The organism is Gordonia zhaorongruii (assembly GCF_007559005.1).
Lineage (GTDB): Bacteria > Actinomycetota > Actinomycetes > Mycobacteriales > Mycobacteriaceae > Gordonia > Gordonia zhaorongruii.
In genome coordinates, this window is record NZ_CP041763.1 from 2,047,965 (window position 1) to 2,068,347 (window position 20,383).

Below are 20,383 nucleotides of genomic sequence, written 5' to 3' on the forward strand. Positions count from 1 at the left end.
TTGGACCGATCACCTATCACCCGAGGAGCCGCCCCATGGTCACGTTCACCCCGGAGCAGACTGCGTTCGCCACCGCCGTCTCCGATTTCTGCCAGCGAGAGACCGGCACCCGCGCACAGCGCGACGCATGGACCGATGACGGCGCCGAGAACCACTCCCAGGAGCTCTACCGCAAGATGGCCGACCTCGGCTGGGCCGGGATCAACGTGCCAGAAGAGTTCGGCGGAGCGGGCGCGGGCAACGTCGAACTGTGCATCTTCCTCGAGGAGGCGATGCGCGCGATGGCGCCGATCGGCGGCGTCGGGCCCACGCTCATCACCGCGGCAGCGTACGAGAAGTTCGCCGACGACGACCTCAAGCGCGAAGTCCTCGGCGGTGTGGTGAACGGCGACGCGCTGTCGATCTCCATGTCCGAGCCCGAGGCCGGATCGGACGTCGGTGCCCTCACCTGCCGGGCCGACAAGGTCGAGGGAGGTTGGGTCATCAACGGACAGAAGACCTGGTGCTCCAACGCGCACTACGCCGAGTCGATACTGCTGATCGCCCGCACCGATCGCAGCGGCGGCAAGCACGAGGGCCTCACCCAGTTCCACATCCCGGCGGGCGCTCCGGGGATGGAGATCCACCAGATCGACACGCTCGGCGGGCGCGAGGTGAACGACCTGTACTTCACCGACTGCAAGGTGCCCGATTCCGCCGTCGTCGGCCAGGTCGACAACGGATGGCGTCAGCTGATGGCCGGCCTGAACACCGAGCGACTCATCCTCGCCGCGATGCAGTTGGGCGTCGCTCGCCGCTCATTCCAGGACACGCTGACCTTCGTCAAAGAACGCAAGCAGTTCGGCCGCCCCGTCGGCTCGTTCCAGGCGCTGCGTCACCGTCTGGCCGATCACGCGACCGAGATCGAGTGCACCCGCGAGCTCGTCTACAGCGTCGCGAAAGCGGCCGACGCCAACCCCGACAAACTTATGCCCCGCGAAGCATCGATGGTGAAGCTCAAGGCCACCGAGGTCAGCAAGGCGATGACGATCGACGGAATGCAGATGATGGGCGGATACGGCTATGCAACCGAGTTCGACGCGGAGCGCTTGATGCGCGGCGCGATCATCTCCACCGTGTTCGGCGGCACCAACGAGATCCAGCGCGACGTCATCGGCAAGACCTATGGCCTCTGACCTTCGCCGCCGCCCGCAACTGTCGGATGAGGTGGCCGAGGTCGTCCGGCACCAGATCATGACCGCCGAGATACTCCCCGGCGAGCGGGTCCGTCTCGACGAGACGGCGGTCCAGCTCGAGGTGAGCGTCACCCCGGTGCGCGAGGCGCTTCTGACTCTGCGCGGCGAAGGCATGGTCGACTACACGCCGCACCGCGGATACATCGTCGCCGAACTGACCCGTACCGACGTTCACGATCTGTTCTGGTTGCAAGGTGCGGCTGCAGCTCGCATCGCCCGTCGCACGGCAGGCGTGATAACCGCCGATCAGCTCGCCGACCTTCGATGGGCGAATGCTCGCTTACGGGAGGCCGCCGACATCGGGGACGCCCGTGACATCGTCGACGCCGAGTTCGAGTTCCACCGGACCCACAACCACATCAGCGGAAGCGGAAAACTCGCGTGGATCCTGCTCAACGCCACCCGATACACCCCGCACCAGCTGTACGCACGTGACCCGGAGTGGGCGCGGGTCGCACTCGACAGCCACGATCGACTGATCGACGCCTACCGGGCAGGCGACGCCGACGCCGCGGCCGCACAGGTCCGCCGCCAGTTCGACGACGGGGCCGCACGCCTTCTCGCGCACCTGGCATCGACGCCCATCTGGGACCAGCGGTAAGTCGGTCGCATCGCTCCTCCGGTAGGTCCATGACCACGTGTTTTGCACCCGTCGCAACCGGTACGCTAGAGTTCCTACTCGGTTCGTTAAGAGCACATTCCCCCATAGCTCAACGGCAGAGCACTCGACTGTTAATCGAGCGGTTACTGGTTCGAATCCAGTTGGGGGAGCAACAAGACCGCCTGTTCGCAGGCGGTTTTTTGTTTGCGTACCTCCCCGGTGAGCGTTACCCTCTCACTCGTGATGACCAACCGAGTTCAGGAGGCTGCTGGCGCTATCTGCGCCCAGCCGAGATAGCCGCGCCCCGCAGCCGATCCCGTAGCGATCGGCTGCTCGTCGACGTCTCACGAGCCCTGCGCTCGCCTCCGACTCATCCGCACCGCTTACGGTGCGCACATCATCGATTGGTTGTCCCATCATGCGTAAACCCACCCAGAAGCAGATCCTGTCCTCGTTCCGAGGAGCCACCAAGAGCGAGATCCGACGCGTCACGTTTCCGGAGAACTTCGACGACGTCGATTTCGACCGGATCGAGTTCTACGGCTGGCGTGATCGGAAGATCCCGCGCCGCGCCTACATCGTCATCGAACGGGACGACGAGTTCGTCTCGCTGCTCCTGAATCGCGCCGCCGCGAAGCCGTCCCGCCGCGCGATGTGCTCGTGGTGCCGCGATGTCTCCCTCAACGAGGACGCGGCCCTGTACATGGCACGCCGGACCGGTCCCCGCGGACGGCGCGGCGATACCCTCGGGGCTCTCGTATGCGAGAACTTCAATTGCCCTAAGCACGCACGTCAGCTGCCGCCCGCCTACCACAAGGCCACCGACCTCGACGCCATCCGCGAGATGCAGATCGACGAGATGCGGAGCCGGGTGGATGCGTTCGTCACCGCGGTGCTCTCCACCGATACTGCGTAACGGGGCTGCCCTCCACCGACCGCGCAGTCGATACGATCGCGCCATGACCGCTCACTCCTTCCGGACACCAGCGGTCGAATGGGTCGGATTCGACACCTCGGTCTCATTCGGCCCCGACGGGATCGGCCTCACCGACAGCATCGTGCACGACGAAACCGGGCCGTTCGGCACAGTCAGCCAGCCGCTGACCGTTCGTCGACGCTGACTCGGCCGAGGAATCTCATCGCGGCCCGGGCTGCGCGTCGGCCGGCGCGGGTCGCACCGAGTGTGGACGCGCTGCGTCCATAGCCGACCAGGTAGACACCCGGCGCCTTGATCACGCTCACGTCGTCGTCGGCCATCAGCACACCACCTGTCGACTCCCGGATTCGCAGCGGCGCAAGATGTCCCAGCGCGGCGCGGAATCCGGTGGCCCAGAGGATCACGTCGACTTCCTGGTGCGTACCGTCGGCGAAATCCACCCCGTGCGCAGTGAGTCGGCGGATGGGACCGCGCGAGTTCAGCAGCCCGCGCCGCACCGCGTCCCGCTGCCACGGGCCGCCCGGAAGCCCCGTCACGGAGACAACGCTCAACGGCCGGAGCCCCGCCCGGGTCCGCGCGGCCACATTGTTCTCCACTTCGAGGCCCCACCGGGCATCGAACGCCTCGTTCCGCCAGCGCGGCGGAGTGCGCGTGGACCAGACCGTGCGGACCCCGCGTTCGTCGAACATCTTCAGGAAGCCGATCGCCGAGATGCCACCGCCGACGACCAGTACGCGCTGTCCGGCGAAGTCCTCGGGTTCGGTGAAGTCGCGGGTGGTGAGTTGCCGACCACGGAAATCGCCGGGGTACCACGGCACGTACGGGCGGTCCCACGTTCCGGTCCCGGAGATCACAGCTCCCGCACGGTAGATGCGCGGCCGGCCGGCCGGATCCTCAGCACGAACGACGAACGGGTACTCGGCGTCGTCGGTGCTCTCCACCGATCGCACGCGCCACGGCCGGCTCACGCGCAGTGCGTTCTCCTGCTCATAGCGCCCGTAGTACCGCTTCACCACTTCTCGCGCGGGCTCGTCGGGGTCGGCGTCGCGCAGGGCCGATCCGGGAAGATCGTTGAGCCCGTTGACGCGACCGAAGGTGAGGTCGTCCCAGCGGTGACTCCATGCGCCGCCGGGCGTGGGATTGGCGTCGAGAACCTCGAAGTCGACACCGGCGCGCAGACCGGACCGCTGCAGGAAGTGCGCGGACGACAAGCCCGCCTGCCCGCCGCCGACGACGACCACCAGGCGCTCGCGCACATCGTCCCGGGTCGACTCCATGACCCCATCAACAGCGGATCGGCGCACCGATATTCCCACCGAGTCTCGTCCGTCACATCCACTGGCAGATCTTATTGCACCCGTGCAAGAATGCACTAGTGCAAGATTCATCGACGGGGCTGCGTGAACGCCAACGAACCGAGACGCTGCATCGACTCCACGATGCAGCGGTCGAACTCGTCCGTGAAGACGGGATGACGGCGGCGACGGTAAGCGCGATCGCCGACCGGGCCGGAGTCTCGCGTCGCACCTTCTTCAACTACTACGCCACCAAAGAGGACGCCGTGCTCGGCGCCGGACCAGCGCACGTTCCCGATGGTGCGATCGACGGGTTGCTCGACGGTGACGACCGACTCGGTGACGCGGTCCGCCTGGTGATCCGGGTGGTGCGCACGATCCGCCACACCCCCACCGACCGCGTTGCGCTCCGCAAGCTGAGACGTGCCAACCCGGAGCTACGGGAGCGCACGCAGCAGCACACCATTCACGCGTACCAGCTGCTCGCGGACGCACTCGCGGAACGTTACGAAGGGGCGCAGGCCGATTCGGCGATCGCCCTCATCCTGATCGCCGTCTCGGCTGTCAGGTTCGCCTACCGACACGACCCCGACATCTTCGATAATCCCGATTCACCGGCCGTCAGCTCGGCCGTCACTATTTTTCGAGAAATCATTAAGGACCTCCAATGACGACGACCTCGACCGCGGAGCAGACTCCGCCAGGCGAATCAGACGCCCCCTCGCAGAAGCACATCATGCTGCTGTTCATCGGTCTGATGATCACCATGCTCCTCGCGGCACTGAATCAGACGGTGTTGTCCACCGCTCTCCCGACGATCGTCGGCGACCTCAACGGTGTGGACCACATGACATGGGTCATCACGTCGTACATTCTGGCCAGCACCATCGTCATGCCGGTCTACGGCCGCATCAGCGACCTCCTCGGCCGCAAGCCCGTCATTCTGGCCGCCATCGTGATGTTCATGGCCGGCTCCGTGGTAGGTGCTCTGGCAGGCAACATCGTCTGGCTGATCGTCGGACGCGTGATCCAGGGTCTCGGCGGCGGCGGCCTCATCATCCTGTCGCAGGCCGCGATCGCCGACGTCGTCTCACCGCGCGAGCGCGGTAAGTACATGGGCTTCATGGGTGCAGTGTTCGCATTCGCATCGGTCGCCGGCCCGCTGCTCGGCGGCTGGCTCACCGAGGGTCCCGGCTGGCGCTGGGCGTTCTGGATCAACCTCCCCCTCGGCGCTCTCGCCATCGCCGCGACCATCGCCTTCATGAAGCTGCCCAAGCCGCAGCACGAGACCCGCCCCAAGCTCGACTACCTGGGAATGGTCGTACTCGGCACGGCGACGACCGCGTTGGTACTGATGTGCACATGGGGTGGACACACGTACTCCTGGGGCAGCCCCATCATCATCGCTCTCGGCGTCGCCAGTGCGGTTCTCGCCGTGGCCTTCGTGTTCGTCGAGCGTCGTGCGAGCATCCCGATCATCCCGATGAAGCTGTTCTCGAATCGCAACTTCAGCCTCGTCACGTTCGCGGCTCTCATGGTCGGAATCGCGATGTTCGGCGCACTCGGTTACATGCCGACCTACATTCAGATGGTCACCGGCGTCGACGCCACCATCGCGGGTCTGTACATGATCCCGATGATGGGCGGTCTGCTGGTCACCTCGATCATCTCGGGGCAGATCGTGTCCCGTACCGGCCGTTACAAGCTCTTCCCGCTCGCCGGCGCGGTCGTGATCGGTATCGGACTGGGGCTCATCTCGTCGCTCAAGGTCGACTCACCGGTCTGGCTGATGTGCATCTATCTCGCCGTTTTCGGCATCGGGCTGGGCCTGATCATGCAGATCCTGACGCTGATCGTGCAGAACGAGTTCCCGGGCGCCATGGTGGGCACGGCGACTGCCGCGACGAACTACTTCCGTCAGGTCGGTGCGACGCTGGGCTCGGCGATCGTCGGCTCGATCTTCACCTCACGTCTGGTGAGCTTGCTGTCGGAGCGCCTCGGCAGCGCCGCTTCCGGAGGGGGATCGAGCAGTAACAGCCTCACCCCCGAGAAGGTGGCGACGATGCCCGACGCGATCCGCATCCCAGTCATCGAGTCCTACAACGAGGCTCTGCTGCCGATCTTCCTGTTCATCGTGCCGCTCGCCGCCGTTGCGCTCATCGTCCTGCTGTTCGTCGACGAGCATCCGCTCTCGACCAAGGTGCGCGGTGCGACCGAGGCCGAGGCACTGGGCGAAGGACAGGTCATGCCCGAGCCGTTCGAGTTCCGCGACCGCAGTGCGCAGGACACCCTCAGTGCGGCCGGGGCGACGACCACGTCGTCGGGTTCGTCGACCTCCCCGAAGGCCGACGACTGACCGTCGACTATCCCGCCGCCCCCAGCTTCGCGATGTCGATCTTCTTCATCCCGAGCATCGCCTGATAACCGGCGGGCGTCATCGTGCCGGAATCCAGGCCGACCGGTACCACCTGCCAGCTCACGCCGAACCGGTCAGCGCACCACCCGCACTGCTCCGCTTCAGGATTCGCCGACAGCGCATCCCACAGTCGGTCGATCTCGGCCTGGTCGTCGCAGTCGATCTGCAGCGACACCCCGGGCGTGAACGACGATGGTTGCTCGACACCCGAGTCCATCGCGACGAACCACTGTCCCGCCATCTGGAAGTCGGCGAACATCAGGGCGCCCGGTTCCGCAGGCCCGGTCTGCTCGGGGTACTCCGCGGCCATCCCCCACGACGAGTCGGGCAGCGTCGCGATGTACGTGTCGATGGCGGCGCGAGCCTGATTCTGGACGTCCGCACCGAACATGAACGCGGGCATCACGAATGGGCGCGGGTCGCCCTCCGGGTCGGCCAGGATCAGCTGCCAGTTGACTCCGTATCGGTCCGCGACCCAGCCGTACCGCTGGCTGAACGGGTACTCCCCCGCGGGCATCAGTACCTGCCCGCCGTCGGTGAGGGCCGCCCACACCTCGTCGAAGTACGTCCGTGCGTCCGGGACGGCCGCCGGGTCGAAGTTCACCATCATCGAGATGGCCGGATCCGGCTGGAAGGTGGAGTCGGCGTTGATCAGCGCCAGCCGGTAGTCACCGATCGTGACGTCCACCACGAGCGGGAGCCCGGCGGCCTCCTTCTGGAAGTCAGGAAGTCCCGACTCCGGGTACCTCATCCGCACCGACGTGCTCGCGTCGCGGAACGTCTGCGCGTAGAACTCACCTGCTTCGACGGCATTCCTGTCGAACCAGAGATTGGGAACGATCTTCTGCATGAGGGCTCCGCCTTTCACGTGGAGTATCGGGCTCTGCGTACGTCCTCGTCTCCTAGCATGCGCCGTCGGTCCGACACTGTGAAGTGATCACGGTGACGGGATCACGCGACCGCGAGCGCATCGACCGGTGCGATGGCGACTGCCCGCCTGCTCGGCGGCAGCGATGCGGCGAGCACCAGCACCACGGTGCCGGCGACGATGGTCGCCAGCGCCGGCACCGGTAGCCCCACCTGGAACCCGGATGTCACCGCGCCGACCAGCGACTGCGCGCCGACGGCGCCGAACACCGTGCCCAGAAAGATGCCCGCCACCACTGCAGTCCCACTGAGCGCCAGCGATTCGATCGTGATCATCGCGCGGATCTGCCTGCCGGTGAAGCCCATGGCACGCAGCATTCCGATCTCACGCGTCCGGCCGATCACCGTGAGCGACATCGTCGACACGAACCCGACCGCCGCGATCACCGCGGAGATCGCGATCATCGCGACCAGCACGGCTGACATGACCGAGAGAATCTGCTCCGCCTCCCGTACGTCGTCCGCGCTCATGCCGGCCCAACTGTGCACCGAGTCGGTGAGGGCCCGCATCCCGCAGGCGATCGTCGTCACCAGGGTGACGCCGATCAACAGCCCGATGGTCGACCGTGTGGTTCGCCGCGGGTCGCTGACCGCGTTCTTCCGGGCGATCATGGCAGACGGCGTGCTCCCCGCGAGGCGACCGGCTATCGCCACCAGTCCCGGCACGATCCGGCCCGCGCCGCCCATGATGCCGACACCGACGGTGGCGGCCCCGAAGAAGGCTGCGAAGAAGCCCGCGCTACTGGCTTGCTCCCCCAGGTGACACGCGACAAGCAGAAGCAGCGCGCCCCCGATGATCGTCGCACCAGCGAGCAGGTCGCGGCCCCGCGACCGGACCACGCGGGACGAGCGGACCACCGTGCTCTTCGACAGCGCCGACCGCGACCCGACGACCGTGGCCCCGGCCGCGGTCCCCACGACGGCTCCGATCGCCAGGATCACCAGCGGCGGAACCGTCGTGTAGTCACCCGAAGGCAGTGTTCCCCTGTGCACCAGCACTTCTCGCACGATCCACGCTCCGCCGATACCGAGTGCAGCGCCGGTGACCGCACCCACCATCGCCGTCTTCACGACCGCGTTGACCAGACTCGCACGGAGTTGCTCCGCGCTGGCGCCGACGAGTCGCAGGAGATCGAGTTCGCGAAGCCGTCCCGCGATCACGGTGTCGATGCCGTTGCTGATGACGACGGCGGCGACGAACAGTGCAAGCAGAATGAACACACCGGACACAACGCCCATGAGGAGTCCCACACTCCCTCCGGCGTCGTCACCCAGGCTCGTCAGAATGCTGGACGCCGCGATCAGCGACGTGGCGTACATCGAGCTGAGCACACAGACGACGCCCACCGCCGACAGCTCCCGCAGGGACCCCACCGTCAGACGGGAACTCGTGGCGTTCATGCCGCCACCCCCTGCAAGCCGATGAGGAGGTCGGAGATCTGGCGTGGGGCGAGTCCACGGTGCTCGCCGACGACGCGACCGTCAGCGAGCACCAGGATGCGGTCCGCATACGACGCCGCGACCGGATCATGGGTCACCATCGCGATGCCCTGCCCGTACTCGCGAGCTGCGGCCGTCAAGAGTGCGAGGACCTCCCGGCTGGTGCGGGTGTCGAGGGCGCCGGTCGGTTCATCCGCCAGGATGATCGTCGGTCGCCCGGCGAGAGCCCGCACGATGGCGATGCGCTGCTGCTGTCCACCCGAGAGCTCGGACGGCAGGTGATCGAGCCGATCGCCGATGCCCAGTGAGCCGACCAGGTGATCGATCCACGCTCGCTGCTCGCGGTCGGGTCTCCGCCCGGCGAGTACGAAAGGCAGTTCGATGTTCTCCCGGGCGGTGAGCGTCGGAACCAGGTTGAACGATTGGAAGATGAAGCCGATGGTGGTGCGACGCAGGATGGTTCGGGCAGTGTCGCCGAGTCCGACGATCGGCTGATCGCCGAGCCAGATCTGACCCGCAGTCGCCTCGTCGAGTCCCGCCATCACGTTCATCAGCGTCGACTTTCCGGAACCGGACGGTCCCATGATCGCCGTGAACTCACGTCGCCTGATGTCGACGCTGACGTCGTTCAGAGCATGAATCGGGTTGGCCGGATCCCCGTAGGTCCGGGAGACGTTGCGCAGCGCTACTGCGATCTGTCGTGCGTTGTTGTTCATCATGGCACCAACGCTATGGTGCTGACCTGCACTGACGCATCGCCCAGGAGATGTCTTCGCCGTCATCTGCAAGGCGTGGGCTGCGTACTACTTCAGATGTACGCCGCCTCGTCACCCGGGTCATGCTCACACCGGTCATGCGCACACCCCGCCATGCTCACACCCCGGTCATGTTCACCCCCCGGTCATGTTCACACCAGGTCATGCTCGTAGGCGTACACAACGAGCTGCACGCGATCCCGCAATCCCAGCTTGGCCAGGATTCGCGAGATGTGCGTCTTCACAGTCGCTTCCGAGAGATACTCGTCGCGCGCGATCTCCGCGTTCGACAGCCCCTTCGCAGCACACACCAGGATCTCGCGCTCGCGCGGAGTCAACTGGCCGTACTCCGGTCCGGGTGCCGCCGAGGCTCTCGACCGGTACCGCTCGAACAGACGTCGGGTAGCCGATGCCGCCACCACCTGGTTGCCGTCAGCGACGGCACGCACCGATGCGAGCAGGAAGTCGGGCTGTGCGTCCTTGAGCACGAATCCGCTTGCGCCCGCTTCGATCGCGGACGCGGCGGCCTCGTCGACGTCGAATGTGGTGAGAACGAGAACGCGGGGTGCGGCATCGCCGAGTTCGCGGACGAGCGACGACGTCGCGGTGATGCCGTCCACGCCCGGCATCCGGACGTCCATGAGAATCACGTCGGGCGCTGCGCGGGCGACCATCGCACTCACCTCCAGTGCGGATGACTCCTGAGCGACCACCTCGATGTCGGGCTGGCTCTCGAGAATCATGGCGATGCCGCCACGGAACAGGGGCTGGTCGTCGACGAGTGCGACGCGGATCATCGCGGCGGTCCTTCCATCGCGGATGCTGAGGGGATGTCGAGAATGACGAGCCACTCGGCGCCGTCGCGCTCACTGCACAGGATCCCCCCGGCGTGGGCGGCTCGTTCGGCCATTCCGATGATGCCGTGGCGGGCGCCGCCGGGCGCGAGCGGATCATCCGACGTGACGTTGCGAACCGTGAGACGGCACCCGTCCGTCCAGTCGTGGTGAACGATGACGGTGCTGCGGAGGTCGCCGTACTTGAGGGCGTTGGTGAGTGATTCGGTGAGGACCGCGAACGCGACCCGGCGCAGACCGGCGTCGGCCGTCGTCTCGCCCGTCTCGGTGGAGTCGATCCTCATTCCCGCGGCACGCATGCGGCCGTACAGCTGGTCGCGGTCGGTGCGACCGACCTCGCCCGGAGTGTCGGTGCTGCGGAGGTCCTCGAGGACGCCGCGGACGTCGGCGAGCGCGGAACGGGCGGTGTCGGCGATGACGCCGAGCGCGTCGCGTGCCGCTTCAGGCTTCTGATCGATGGCATACCGTGCCCCTTCGGCCTGTGCCACGACCACGGCCAGCGAGTGCGCCACGACATCGTGCATGTCGCGCGCGAGACGGGACCGTTCGGATTGCTCGTCGTAGAGGTCCAGGACGCGACGTCGTTCGAGTTCGGCGATGGTCTCGCTGACCTCGGCAGCGGCGACGCTCCGCCGTTGAAAACCGATGTACCCGACCACCCAGCCGCCGACGACGACCACGGCGGTGCCGATGGTGGCGAAGACCATCGCCCAGATGTGGCTGCCTCCGCCCTCCATCGCATTCGGGTACGTGTACGGCATCGTGATGCCTGCGACCACCGACCCGGTGATCGCCACGAACAACGAACCGGTGCGCACGCGCCGAGCGGGGTGCCGTCCCACCATGTAGAACAGAACCGCGTACGCCATCGAGAAGGCCGTCACATCCGTGGCCGCTACCTGGACGGTGGCAGATGCCAGCGCGGACACGATCATCAGCGATGGCGCGAGTCTGCGGGAAACCAGCGCCAGGCAGATCAGTGCGTCCGCGACGTGGACAGGAGCCGTGAGCCCGGAGTTGACCAACGTCACCACACCACCGGCGACGAGACTCGACACGACGTCGAAGACGATCGACCGACGGCTCAACGCACCGACTCTCAACGGATCTCGCACGAGTCCAGGGTGCCACGCCCGCGTCTGCGACCGCCGATGCGGAGGCCGCCCAGGCCGGTTCCTCGACAGACTCCACGTCGACGACTAGTGTCCGTGACCCGACCCGATGTAGATGGAAGGAGATGATCCAGATGGATCTCGACCAGAATCTCGAGCAGCGAGTCGCCGAACTCGAACGTCAGGTCGCGAACCTTCAGCAGATGCTCGCCGGCTCGACGGCGCGTCCGGATATCCCGGATGGGCCCAATCCGAAGCCGACTGTCCTCTGACCGGCACCGGCTCGGCGGGCGTTGGTGCCCCGTGTCGGGCTCGAACCGACGAATAACCGCTTTATGAGAGCGGGGCCTTAACCAACTTGGCTAACGGGGCCGCTTCAGATTACCGGCGCACCTGCCGAGCCTCGCTTCGGCCCTCACCCTGCGGCACACCCGCTCAACCGTCAGCGACTCCGGGTCATCTGGGCGAAGTCGCGCTCCGACCGACGTTGCGTGTACCGGTACACCGCTCCGATGAACAAGGCGAAGACGGCGATGCCGATCAGCTGTCCCCAGTCACCGAGCTGATCGCCGATCACGGCGAGCGGTTCGTCGTCGCCGGTGGCCGCTACGATGCCGGCGAACACCACGCCGTAGAGGCTCTCACCGACGATGAGGCCGGTGGCGAGCAGGACGCCGAGACGCTTCTTGCGTTCGCTGTCCACAGCATCGCGGTCGGCCCACTTGTTGTAGTACCGTCCGATGAACGCACCAACCGGGATGATGAGCGTCAGCGCCATCGGCAGGTACATGCCCATGCCGACAGCCAACGGTGGGAGGCTGAACTTCGAGGTGCGCTTGAGGACCTCGTCCACGATGATGACGACCACTCCGACCAGTGCTCCGATTCCGACGAGCGCCCAGTTCAGATCGCCGCCGAACACGCCCTCCGAGAGCGCCGACAGCAGCCCCGCCTGCGGCGCCGCGAGCGCCTGATCGGTGGCGCCGGGCGCACCCTGGAAACCGAACGCGTTCTGCATCAGGTCGAGGATCGGCGGGATGATGGCGGCGCCGAACAGCACGCCGATGATCAACGCGACCTGCTGCTTCCACGGCGTCGCGCCGACGAGCTGACCGGTCTTGAGGTCCTGCAGATTGTCGTTCGAAATGGTGGCCACACCGAATACGACTGCCGCCGTGAACAGCGTGTACGCGATGAGTGCGTCGGTCTGCCCAGCGTCCTCGGCACCACCGTGGGTGAGCTTGATCAGCAGTGCAGCGAACAGCACCACCAGGATGCCGACGCCGGAGATCGGGCTGTTGGACGATCCGATGAGTCCGGCCATGTAGCCGCAGACTGCGGCGACCACGAGGCCGATGAGGAGTACGAACACGACGCTGACGCCGACCACGCCGGCCGCGCTGTCGGAGATCGCACTGTTGGACGCGAAGTCCCACAGCAGCCAGCCGATGGGGATCATCGAGATGAGGACGGTGAGGCCGACGTACTGGATGGGGATGTCCCGTTCCATGACGTCGACGGTTGCACCGGAGCGACGCGCCTTCGCGCTGGCCATCGCGGCGATGATGCCCTTGAGGATCGGACCGATGACGGTCGCGAGCGTCCAGATGGCGGCGATGGCGATCGCTCCCGCGCCGATCATGCGGACCTCGTCGCTGAAGACCCCGTCGACGAAGTCGGCCAGCTCGCCGGTGGCGGGCGTGCTCCCCCACGTGCGGATGGGCAGCATGACGAAGAACGAGATCACCATGCCGACGAGCATCGCGATCCCGACAGCGACGCCCACGAGATGCCCCACACCGATGAGAGCGAGCGAGAGGCTCGCGCCCATCATGGTGCTGCCCGATCCCACGCGGAACGCCGTGCTCACCGATGACGAGAGAACCTTGAGCGAGCCGAGGAGCGAGAAGACCGCTGCGGCGATGGAGCCGACGACGATGGCTCGCATCCCGCCGCGGTTCTGGTCGATGCCCTGCGAATCCGGGTCCGTCTCGTCGTCCGCGGCGGCCTCGCCCACCTTCAGCACCTCGGCTGCGGCGACGCCTTCCGGGTACGGCAGATCGGAGCCGGTCACCAGCGCTCGGCGCAGCGGAATCGAGTACATGACGCCGAGGATGCCGCCGATGGCGCAGACCGCGACCGTCGTCCAGTACGGGAAGCCGGTCCACCAGCCGATCATTATCAGGCCGGGCAGCACGAAGATGATCGCCGACAGAGTGCCGGCCGCCGATGCGATCGTCTGAACGATGTTGTTCTCGACGATCGAATGATTCTTGAAGTACCGGAGGATCGACATCGAGATCACGGCGGCCGGAATGGCAGTCGCAAAGGTGATGCCGACTTTGAGACCGAGGTAGACGTTCGCCGCAGTGAACACCAGTGTGATCAGTCCGCCGAGAACGACGGAGCGAATCGTCAGTTCGCGCGCGCCTGATCTGGCCGTCTGCGGTCGAGACATGCGGGGTCCTCTCAAGAAACGTGGATTGCTCCGGTGCCTCACCGCAGTGAGACTCGCTGTCCCACGATAGGACTCATGCCGCCGCTTCATGTCGTGCATCCCCGTTTACGCCCGATTTGCCGCGAATCCGTCTTGCGGTCGAGCGACCCGGCTACAGCGCTTCGACGCCCGCGTCGACGGCCTGCTCCAGCAGACTCCGCCGGTACGCCTCGAGTGCGACGAGGTCACCGAAGAGAGCGTTGTAACCGTCGGGATCGGTACCCGGCGACATCCGGCGCAGTTTGGATTTGATGTCGGCGATCTGGGAGCCGACCCAGACTTCCTGTGACCGCGCGAGAACACTCGAGATGAAGCGCGGGATCTTGTCGTCCTCGACGGGCATCGCCTCGACGGCGAGCTCGGTGACCAGTGGCGCGAGCGCAGTGTCGTCGAGCGCCTGCGCGACGGCCTCCACCCAGGCTGCGCCGCCGAGCCCGCTCGCGGCTCCGCCGGCTTCGGCCACTGCGTTCCGGATGCGCAGATACGAGCCGTCGGTGAAGCACTCGCCCGGCAGTGAGTCGAAGACGGTCCCGGCGATCGCCGGGTACTGCAGTGCCGCCTTGAGCGCCTCGCGTTGCGGCCACAGTCGAGGGTCATTGCGCAACGGTCGCGCGGTGGGCGGGGCCGACATCGCCTCGGGGCGCGTCCGGCTGGTGCCGCGACCATTCCGGCCACTGCCCCCGCCCCCGCGGCCGGACTTGCCCGCGATCCCGCGGACGCGCGAGAGCACCTGGGCCACGTCTTCCCAGCCGACCCATCCGGCGAGCTGACGAGCGTATTCGTCGCGCAGCGCCACGTCGCGGATGCGGGCGACGACGGGGACCGTGTCGCGCAGCGCGGCCACGCGCCCTTCCGCGGTATCGAGGTCGTGTTTGCGCATCAGCGCCTTGATCGCGAACTGGAACATGGGAATGCGCCGGGCGACGAGGTCGCGCACGGCGGGATCGCCGGATTCCTGCCGCAGTTCACACGGATCCATGCCATCGGGCGCGACCGCGACGAAGGTCTGCCCGGCGATCGACTGCTCACCTTCGAATGCCTTGAGTGCCGCCGCCTGTCCTGCGTCGTCACCGTCGAAGGTGTAGATCACCTCACCGCGGAAGTACGAGTCGTCCATCATCAGCCGGCGAATGAGCGCGAGGTGGTCCTCGCCGAACGCGGTGCCGCACGACGCGACGGCGGTGTCGACGCCGGCGGCATGCATCGCCATCACGTCCGTGTAGCCCTCGACGATCACGACCTGGTGCGTCTTGGCGATGTGCTTCTTCGCCAGGTCCAGACCGAACAGCACCTGCTTCTTCTTGTAGAGCATGGTCTCGGGAGTGTTCATGTACTTGCCGAGATTGTCGTCGTCGAAGAGCTTGCGCGCCCCGAAGCCGATGACGTCGCCACCGAGGTTTCGGATCGGCCAGAGCAGTCTGCGGTGGAACCGGTCGATCGGCCCGCGTTTACCCTGCTTCGCCAGGCCTGCGGCTTCGAGTTCCGCGAACGTGAAGCCCTGGTTCAGCATGGCCTTGGTCATCGTGTCCCAGCCCGCCGGCGCGTACCCGCAGCCGAATTTCTCAGCGGCGGTGCCATCGAAACCGCGGTCCTTCAAGAAGTCCCGGGCGGTCTGCGCGTCGGCGGTGCGCAGTTGCTCTGCGTAATACCGCTGTGCGGCTGCATTGGCGGCGACGAGCCGGGCGCGAGTGCCGCGGTCGCGCACGATCGCGGTACCGCCGCCTTCGTAGCTGATCCGGTAGCCGATGCGGTCCGCGAGCTGCTCGACGGCCTCGACGAAGCTGACATGCTCCTGCTTCTGCAGGAAGCTGTACACGTCACCGCCCTCGCCGCAGCCGAAGCAGTGGAAGTGGCCGTGATGCGGGCGGACGTGGAACGACGGCGTCTTCTCGTCGTGGAACGGACACAGCCCCGTCATCCGGTCCGAGCCGGCCTGGCGGAGCGCGACGTAGTCGCCGATGATCTCCTCGATACGCGTCTGCTCGCGGATGGCCGCGATGTCGCGATCTGGGATACGTCCTGACACGCCACCATCCTAGTCGGGCGCGCGGCGCCCTCCCGGCACGGGACGCACCGCCGCGACCGTTGCAGGTCGTCGGAGGTCCCGGCCCGGCAGGAACGCGTACCCCTTATTCAGTCCTCTTCGACGACCTTGGCACCGTCGGAAGCCCGTTGCACGGCCTCGGTCCCCTTGATGGCGCCTTCTTTGGACGCGTACGGCTGCCCGGTGGCGACGATCTCGCCGTTCCCGGCGATCAGTGAGAAGTAGTACTTGCCGCCTGCGTTCTTCTTGATCTTGAAGGTTCCTGCCATGGGACCTTCCTCCTTAGTCAGATGAGGAATCCGCACTCTGCGAACTCCACTTCGATCGTGCAACGAATCAGGTGCTCCTGCATCTCGGGCGGCACTTGTCGGATTCTGTCGGACCTCCGCCCTATCGTTAGCGCTACATCGAACATACGAGCGAATGGATCGTCACAGCCAGGCGAGGCATCCGCCCGAACCGAAGGAGTAGCCATGTGTGAATTCGACTCTCGATGCAGCGGATCCGACGATCTGATCGGTAACGCCCTCTCGTTGATCGCGCGCGGATCCTGGGCCGTCACCGGGGTGTACGGCGACGAAGCGGAGCCTCCCATCGCGTACACGAGCGGTCTCACCGAACTCGGCCGACCGGAACTCGTCATCACCGGGATCGAGCCCGAGTACGCAGGTCCCCTTCTCAACGAGGCGGCCGCTCGCATAGTTGCGGCACCGGGTCTGCGCCCGCCCACCACGTTGTCGGACTTGCAGTCCGCACGCGGATTCGACTTCGCGATGATCGACGTGATCGACGCGTCGCAGCTGAAGGTCACGGCCATGCTGTTCGGTCAGTCGTTCCAAGCCGCCCAGCTGGTGTGGACGGATTCCAACGGTCGCCTGCCCTGGGACCGCGGCTATTCGCTGGCACCTGACGAGCAGCCACTGCTCGGGGTCGCGACGACGGCAGCGTAGCGGCCGGGAGCGCGCTGGCTCGCCGCTCAGGCCTGGGCGGCGAGCGCCCCGGCCCGGACGGCGACCGCATTGGCGATCAGCAGATCTGCAGCCACCATGCCGGGGAAGTAGTCGGCGATAACCGCCCACATCGCGCGGCCCTCGTCGGTCAGTTCACCCTTCTTGAGCTGGCCGTACGCCTGGAGTCGCGCGATGGCTGCGAAGGTCATCGACTGCATCGACAGCAGCATCCACGGGTTACTGCCGGTGTCGACCCGGTCGAGCGCCTCGTTGCGGGCCGCGATCAGGTCGTACATCTGAGGCGACGACCGGCGGACGTCGCGCAGCATCGTGTTCACGTGGCGCGACGCTTCGAGACTCACCGGGTGCGCCATCCAGTCGGCCCTCTGGTGGAAAGCGTCGATGGTGGCACTGGTGCGCATGTCGAGGTCCAGGACCGGACCTGGCACGAGTCGGAAGTGCTCGAACAGCATGTCGACTTGTTCGCGACTCATCGAGTCGACGGCCAGGACGTTGCGGTCGAAGACGCCGGTGCGAGGATCACTCATGCGTCCCGTCGCGAGCAGTCGCAGCAGTTCGTCGCCGCCGAAACCAGTCAGGTAGGCCTGGATCTCGTCGTGGTCGGTGTGCGACGGGTCGACGATGGCGGCGGTCGCGAGGGTGCATCCGATGTAGGGGTTCGGGTGAAAGGACCAGTCGCCGTCGGGCATCACGAACGGCTGCTCGCCGAGGCCGGATCGGATAAGCATCGCGGGGATGCGTGCAGGTGCGACGGGGCTGTCGCCGAGAGCGATCAGCGAGGCCGTCGGGTCAGCCGCGAGGATCTCGTCGGCCGGCGCGGATGCGGCCGCCTCGAGGGTGTCAACGGTGTCGTCATCGCCGGTGCCCGCCTCGGCTGCCAGGACGGCATCGAGCCGCATCCACTCAGCGGTCAGCGGCCCGACGGTCGTGTCTGCGCTGGGCTCCCCCGCCGGGACCGACGGCGCGTCGCGCACGATCGTCGCCACGGGTGCCTCCTCGGTCTCACCCTCCTCGTCGGCGATGAGCGCGACGAGGGTGCCGTCGGTCAGCCGCCGGGACGCGTCGACGATGCTCCGGGTCGAGAGCGCGAACTCGGCTCCTGAACGTTCCTCGGCATCCCACTCGCGGACGATGTCGAGGTCGGCGTCGAGTAACGCGAACGACGCATCGACCGCACCCGGCACGTACACGGCGATGCGGCGGTGGTCGGCAGCAGCGACATCTATCACGGCCAGGCTGGTCTGCCACGCCGCGGGGGCACCGGGGCGTTCGATGCGCACCAGCGCGTGCGGCGGCCGCACCACCAGCCGCAGTGACTGGTCACCGACGGTCACTCCGGTTGGACGCTCCGCGTCGCCGGGCCCGAACTCGACCTCGTCGGCGTCGACTGCCAGCCCGGCCTCGGCAGCGTCCGCATCGACGGTGAAGGTGGTCACCGATTCCGCGAGCCCTTCTTCGGAAGGGAGACGAACGGCCGGGTCGTGAGCGGCATCGAGGCCCTCCACGACGACTGCAACGCGGCGCAGATCCAATCCGTACGAGTCGCTGACGGCGATCACGTATCGCCCCAGAAGGGGTTCATAGATTCCGTCGAACGGGTCGGCGGAGGTGATGTAGTCGGCGGAAGCCCACGGGCAGTCGACCATCCACTCGAGGTCGCCTGCCCGCCGGACTCGAACACGCCATTCTTTGACATCGTCGCCCGCATGCGCGGGGAGGTCGACGAGCGGCCGTTCGCCGAACACCGGGTCTCCCTCGCGTGTGGTGATTCCCGGCAGTGCGTCGGGCAGTTCGATGCTGGGCGACTCGATGGGCCGCACGCGTCGCGTCTGCCCGGCACGGCCGTCGCGCGTCACGGTGAATTCGCGGTGCCCGGCGAGGTCGAGGGTGCACAGCAGCCAGCCGTCCCACGGTCCGGCCTCACTGTCCACGACGGTGACTGCGCGGCCCTGAGATCCGGTGAACTGCGCGTCATTCGGCACCAGCGCAAGGACCTCGCCCGGGGGCAGTGTCCGGTGCCGCGACATGCTGCGACCGTCCGGAGCGAAGAGCACTACCGGGTCGCCGGGCACCAGCACCGGCAGGGAGCGCCGAGCACCGCTATCGAGGTTGACCAGGACGCATTCGCGCAGAGCCGAGGTCACCGGCACCAGCGCCGCTTCACCGGCGCCGACCGTGACCTGCTCGGGTGCATCGCCGGCCCACGCGCGCCAGGTGGCGGCCTCGTCCCCCGCCGGCACGACCACGTTGAGGGTGCCTTCGGCTGCGTCGTAGCGCAGGACCGGCGATCGTCCGGTGCACAGTTCGACGGCGCCGTCGTTGCCGTCGAGGAACGAGGCCCGTTCCAGTCGGGCGATCAGCGTGTCGAGAATCGTCGGCGGAAGATCGGTGTTCGAGGGGCGCATCGCGTGCGGAGACCACGTGACCGGCTGCGCCACACTGGCGACGAGCGCAGCGCACAGTCGCGCGAGGATCGTCACCGCGACGTCGGGCGCATGGTCGAGGAGCGCCCGGAAGGCGCCCGGCAGTTGCGCCTGGCGGTGCTCGAAACCCGGCTCGGTCAGATAGTCCAGTACAGCGGTCCCCGAGGGTTCTCGTCCCGCCGCCACGTGCCGTTCGATGACGTCGATGAGCGTCCCGACCGCGTGGTCGGGCAGCCCGGCGTGAAGTTCCAGGAGCGGCAGCAGGTTCGGTGCACCCGCGTTCGGACTGCGCAAGGCTTCGACGTCGCGGAGACCGGTAGCGGTCAGCATGTCCCCTGCGAAGTCGGTGACGGCTGCTTCGAGCGCCGGGTCACGATCGATACCCGCCGCGTCGGCGAATCCCGCCCAGAAGTCGGTTGCCGCATCCTCACGGAGTGCGGCGTGCCAGACGAGCGCCGCGATCGTGAGCGCCGGATTGCGGGAGATCACGGCGAGGTGTGCACCTGCGGGGAGCTCGCCCACCACTGCGCCGAACCTCTGCTGCGCCCGGGTTAGTTCGTCGCGGGTGGGGTTCGCTTCGACGAGCAGGTCGACGCCGCCCAACCTGGCGCTGATACAGGTGTCGATCTCGTTGTCCTGCAGAGTCGCCGAGCCGGTCATGCGCGCTGTTTCACCACACCTTTTATCTGGGTCGGTGTCGAGGATTCCCGGCACCGTCGTGTCTCGATTCGATCGGCCGACGGACTGCCGCGAACCGACCGAGGCAAGGACACAAGGTACCCGCCGAGTGGCCGACGATTCGAGCCCGCTCGGCGCGTCTGTGGGAAGCCTCACGCGGACGTCGGATCCGTGCCCTCAACACCGGACCCCGGCGGC

17 protein-coding genes, 2 tRNA genes and 1 pseudogene are annotated in these 20,383 nt (G+C 66.8%); 9 read left to right on the top strand and 11 right to left on the bottom strand.

Features of this window, described 5'->3' with window-relative positions:
- Positions 1 to 35 precede the first annotated feature (35 nt).
- The 5 genes and pseudogenes from FO044_RS09480 to FO044_RS09500 form a co-directional block, all read left to right on the top strand.
- The gene (locus tag FO044_RS09480; protein ID WP_132991645.1) at positions 36 to 1,175 is read left to right on the top strand and encodes an acyl-CoA dehydrogenase family protein; all 1,140 of its coding nucleotides are present in this window, start codon (positions 36 to 38) and stop codon (positions 1,173 to 1,175) included.
- Positions 1,165 to 1,836, top strand: coding sequence for a GntR family transcriptional regulator (locus FO044_RS09485; protein WP_143965519.1), 672 nt, complete (start codon positions 1,165 to 1,167; stop codon positions 1,834 to 1,836). The genes FO044_RS09480 and FO044_RS09485 overlap by 11 nt, the downstream gene beginning before the upstream one ends.
- Before the next feature lie 98 nt (positions 1,837 to 1,934).
- A tRNA-Asn gene (locus tag FO044_RS09490) sits at positions 1,935 to 2,006 on the top strand.
- A gap of 248 nt (positions 2,007 to 2,254) precedes the next feature.
- On the top strand, positions 2,255 to 2,752 hold the full coding sequence (locus FO044_RS09495) for an FBP domain-containing protein (protein ID WP_132991647.1): 498 nt from the start codon (positions 2,255 to 2,257) through the stop codon (positions 2,750 to 2,752).
- A gap of 43 nt (positions 2,753 to 2,795) precedes the next feature.
- Positions 2,796 to 2,957: pseudogene (locus FO044_RS09500) on the top strand (thioesterase family protein); the annotation flags it as partial.
- Here FO044_RS09500 and FO044_RS09505 read toward each other — a convergent pair.
- Positions 2,926 to 4,050, bottom strand: a complete 1,125-nt coding sequence (locus tag FO044_RS09505; RefSeq protein ID WP_143965520.1) for a flavin-containing monooxygenase — start codon at positions 4,048 to 4,050, stop codon at positions 2,926 to 2,928. The pseudogene FO044_RS09500 and the gene FO044_RS09505 sit on opposite strands and share 32 nt — an antisense overlap.
- 98 nt (positions 4,051 to 4,148) lie before the next feature.
- Between FO044_RS09505 and FO044_RS09510 the strand changes: the two genes are divergently transcribed.
- Together FO044_RS09510 and FO044_RS09515 are read left to right on the top strand one after the other, a co-directional pair.
- Positions 4,149 to 4,739 carry a TetR/AcrR family transcriptional regulator gene (locus tag FO044_RS09510; protein WP_143965521.1) on the top strand — a complete coding sequence of 197 codons (591 nt, stop codon included), beginning with the start codon at positions 4,149 to 4,151 and terminating at the stop codon, positions 4,737 to 4,739.
- On the top strand, positions 4,736 to 6,424 hold the full coding sequence (locus FO044_RS09515; RefSeq protein WP_143965522.1) for an MDR family MFS transporter: 1,689 nt from the start codon (positions 4,736 to 4,738) through the stop codon (positions 6,422 to 6,424). Before FO044_RS09510 ends, FO044_RS09515 begins: the two co-directional genes overlap by 4 nt.
- Positions 6,425 to 6,431: 7 nt before the next feature.
- Here FO044_RS09515 and FO044_RS09520 read toward each other — a convergent pair whose 3' ends face one another.
- The 5 genes from FO044_RS09520 to FO044_RS09540 all read right to left on the bottom strand — a co-directional run bounded on the left by FO044_RS09520 (position 6,432) and on the right by FO044_RS09540 (position 11,575).
- The gene (locus FO044_RS09520) at positions 6,432 to 7,334 is read right to left on the bottom strand and encodes a VOC family protein (RefSeq protein WP_143965523.1); all 903 of its coding nucleotides are present in this window, start codon (positions 7,332 to 7,334) and stop codon (positions 6,432 to 6,434) included.
- A 101-nt stretch (positions 7,335 to 7,435) separates the two neighbouring features.
- The gene (locus FO044_RS09525) at positions 7,436 to 8,812 is read right to left on the bottom strand and encodes an ABC transporter permease (RefSeq protein WP_143965524.1); all 1,377 of its coding nucleotides are present in this window, start codon (positions 8,810 to 8,812) and stop codon (positions 7,436 to 7,438) included.
- Positions 8,809 to 9,567 (bottom strand): ABC transporter ATP-binding protein, encoded by a 759-nt coding sequence (locus FO044_RS09530; protein WP_132993272.1) that lies wholly within the window; start codon positions 9,565 to 9,567, stop codon positions 8,809 to 8,811. Before FO044_RS09530 ends, FO044_RS09525 begins: the two co-directional genes overlap by 4 nt.
- A gap of 191 nt (positions 9,568 to 9,758) precedes the next feature.
- Positions 9,759 to 10,403: a response regulator transcription factor gene (locus tag FO044_RS09535; protein WP_132991653.1), complete on the bottom strand. Its 645-nt coding sequence runs from the start codon at positions 10,401 to 10,403 to the stop codon at positions 9,759 to 9,761.
- Entirely contained in the window at positions 10,400 to 11,575 is a 1,176-nt protein-coding gene (locus tag FO044_RS09540) for a sensor histidine kinase (RefSeq protein WP_143965525.1), read from the bottom strand. The genes FO044_RS09535 and FO044_RS09540 overlap by 4 nt, the downstream gene beginning before the upstream one ends.
- A gap of 131 nt (positions 11,576 to 11,706) precedes the next feature.
- Here FO044_RS09540 and FO044_RS15045 point away from each other — a divergent pair, with 131 nt between their 5' ends.
- On the top strand, positions 11,707 to 11,844 hold the full coding sequence (locus FO044_RS15045) for a hypothetical protein (protein ID WP_186290523.1): 138 nt from the start codon (positions 11,707 to 11,709) through the stop codon (positions 11,842 to 11,844).
- Between the two features lie 22 nt (positions 11,845 to 11,866).
- Here the strand turns inward: FO044_RS15045 and FO044_RS09545 are convergent.
- From FO044_RS09545 to FO044_RS09560, 4 genes are all read right to left on the bottom strand, one after another.
- Positions 11,867 to 11,944: transfer RNA gene (locus FO044_RS09545), tRNA-Ile, on the bottom strand.
- Between the two features lie 70 nt (positions 11,945 to 12,014).
- Positions 12,015 to 14,030, bottom strand: coding sequence for an OPT family oligopeptide transporter (locus tag FO044_RS09550; RefSeq protein ID WP_143965526.1), 2,016 nt, complete (start codon positions 14,028 to 14,030; stop codon positions 12,015 to 12,017).
- Positions 14,031 to 14,181: 151 nt separating this feature from the next.
- Positions 14,182 to 16,095, bottom strand: coding sequence for a DNA primase (dnaG, locus tag FO044_RS09555; protein WP_143965527.1), 1,914 nt, complete (start codon positions 16,093 to 16,095; stop codon positions 14,182 to 14,184).
- Between the two features lie 107 nt (positions 16,096 to 16,202).
- Positions 16,203 to 16,382, bottom strand: a complete 180-nt coding sequence (locus tag FO044_RS09560) for a YegP family protein (protein WP_132991657.1) — start codon at positions 16,380 to 16,382, stop codon at positions 16,203 to 16,205.
- A 204-nt stretch (positions 16,383 to 16,586) separates the two neighbouring features.
- On the opposite strand from FO044_RS09560, the gene FO044_RS09565 reads away from it, so the two are divergent.
- Entirely contained in the window at positions 16,587 to 17,063 is a 477-nt protein-coding gene (locus FO044_RS09565; protein ID WP_132991658.1) for a DUF4262 domain-containing protein, read from the top strand.
- Between the two features lie 26 nt (positions 17,064 to 17,089).
- Here FO044_RS09565 and FO044_RS09570 read toward each other — a convergent pair whose 3' ends face one another.
- A complete protein-coding gene (locus FO044_RS09570; RefSeq protein ID WP_143965528.1) occupies positions 17,090 to 20,167 on the bottom strand; it encodes a hypothetical protein in 3,078 nt (1,025 codons plus the stop codon).
- Positions 20,168 to 20,383 lie beyond the last annotated feature (216 nt).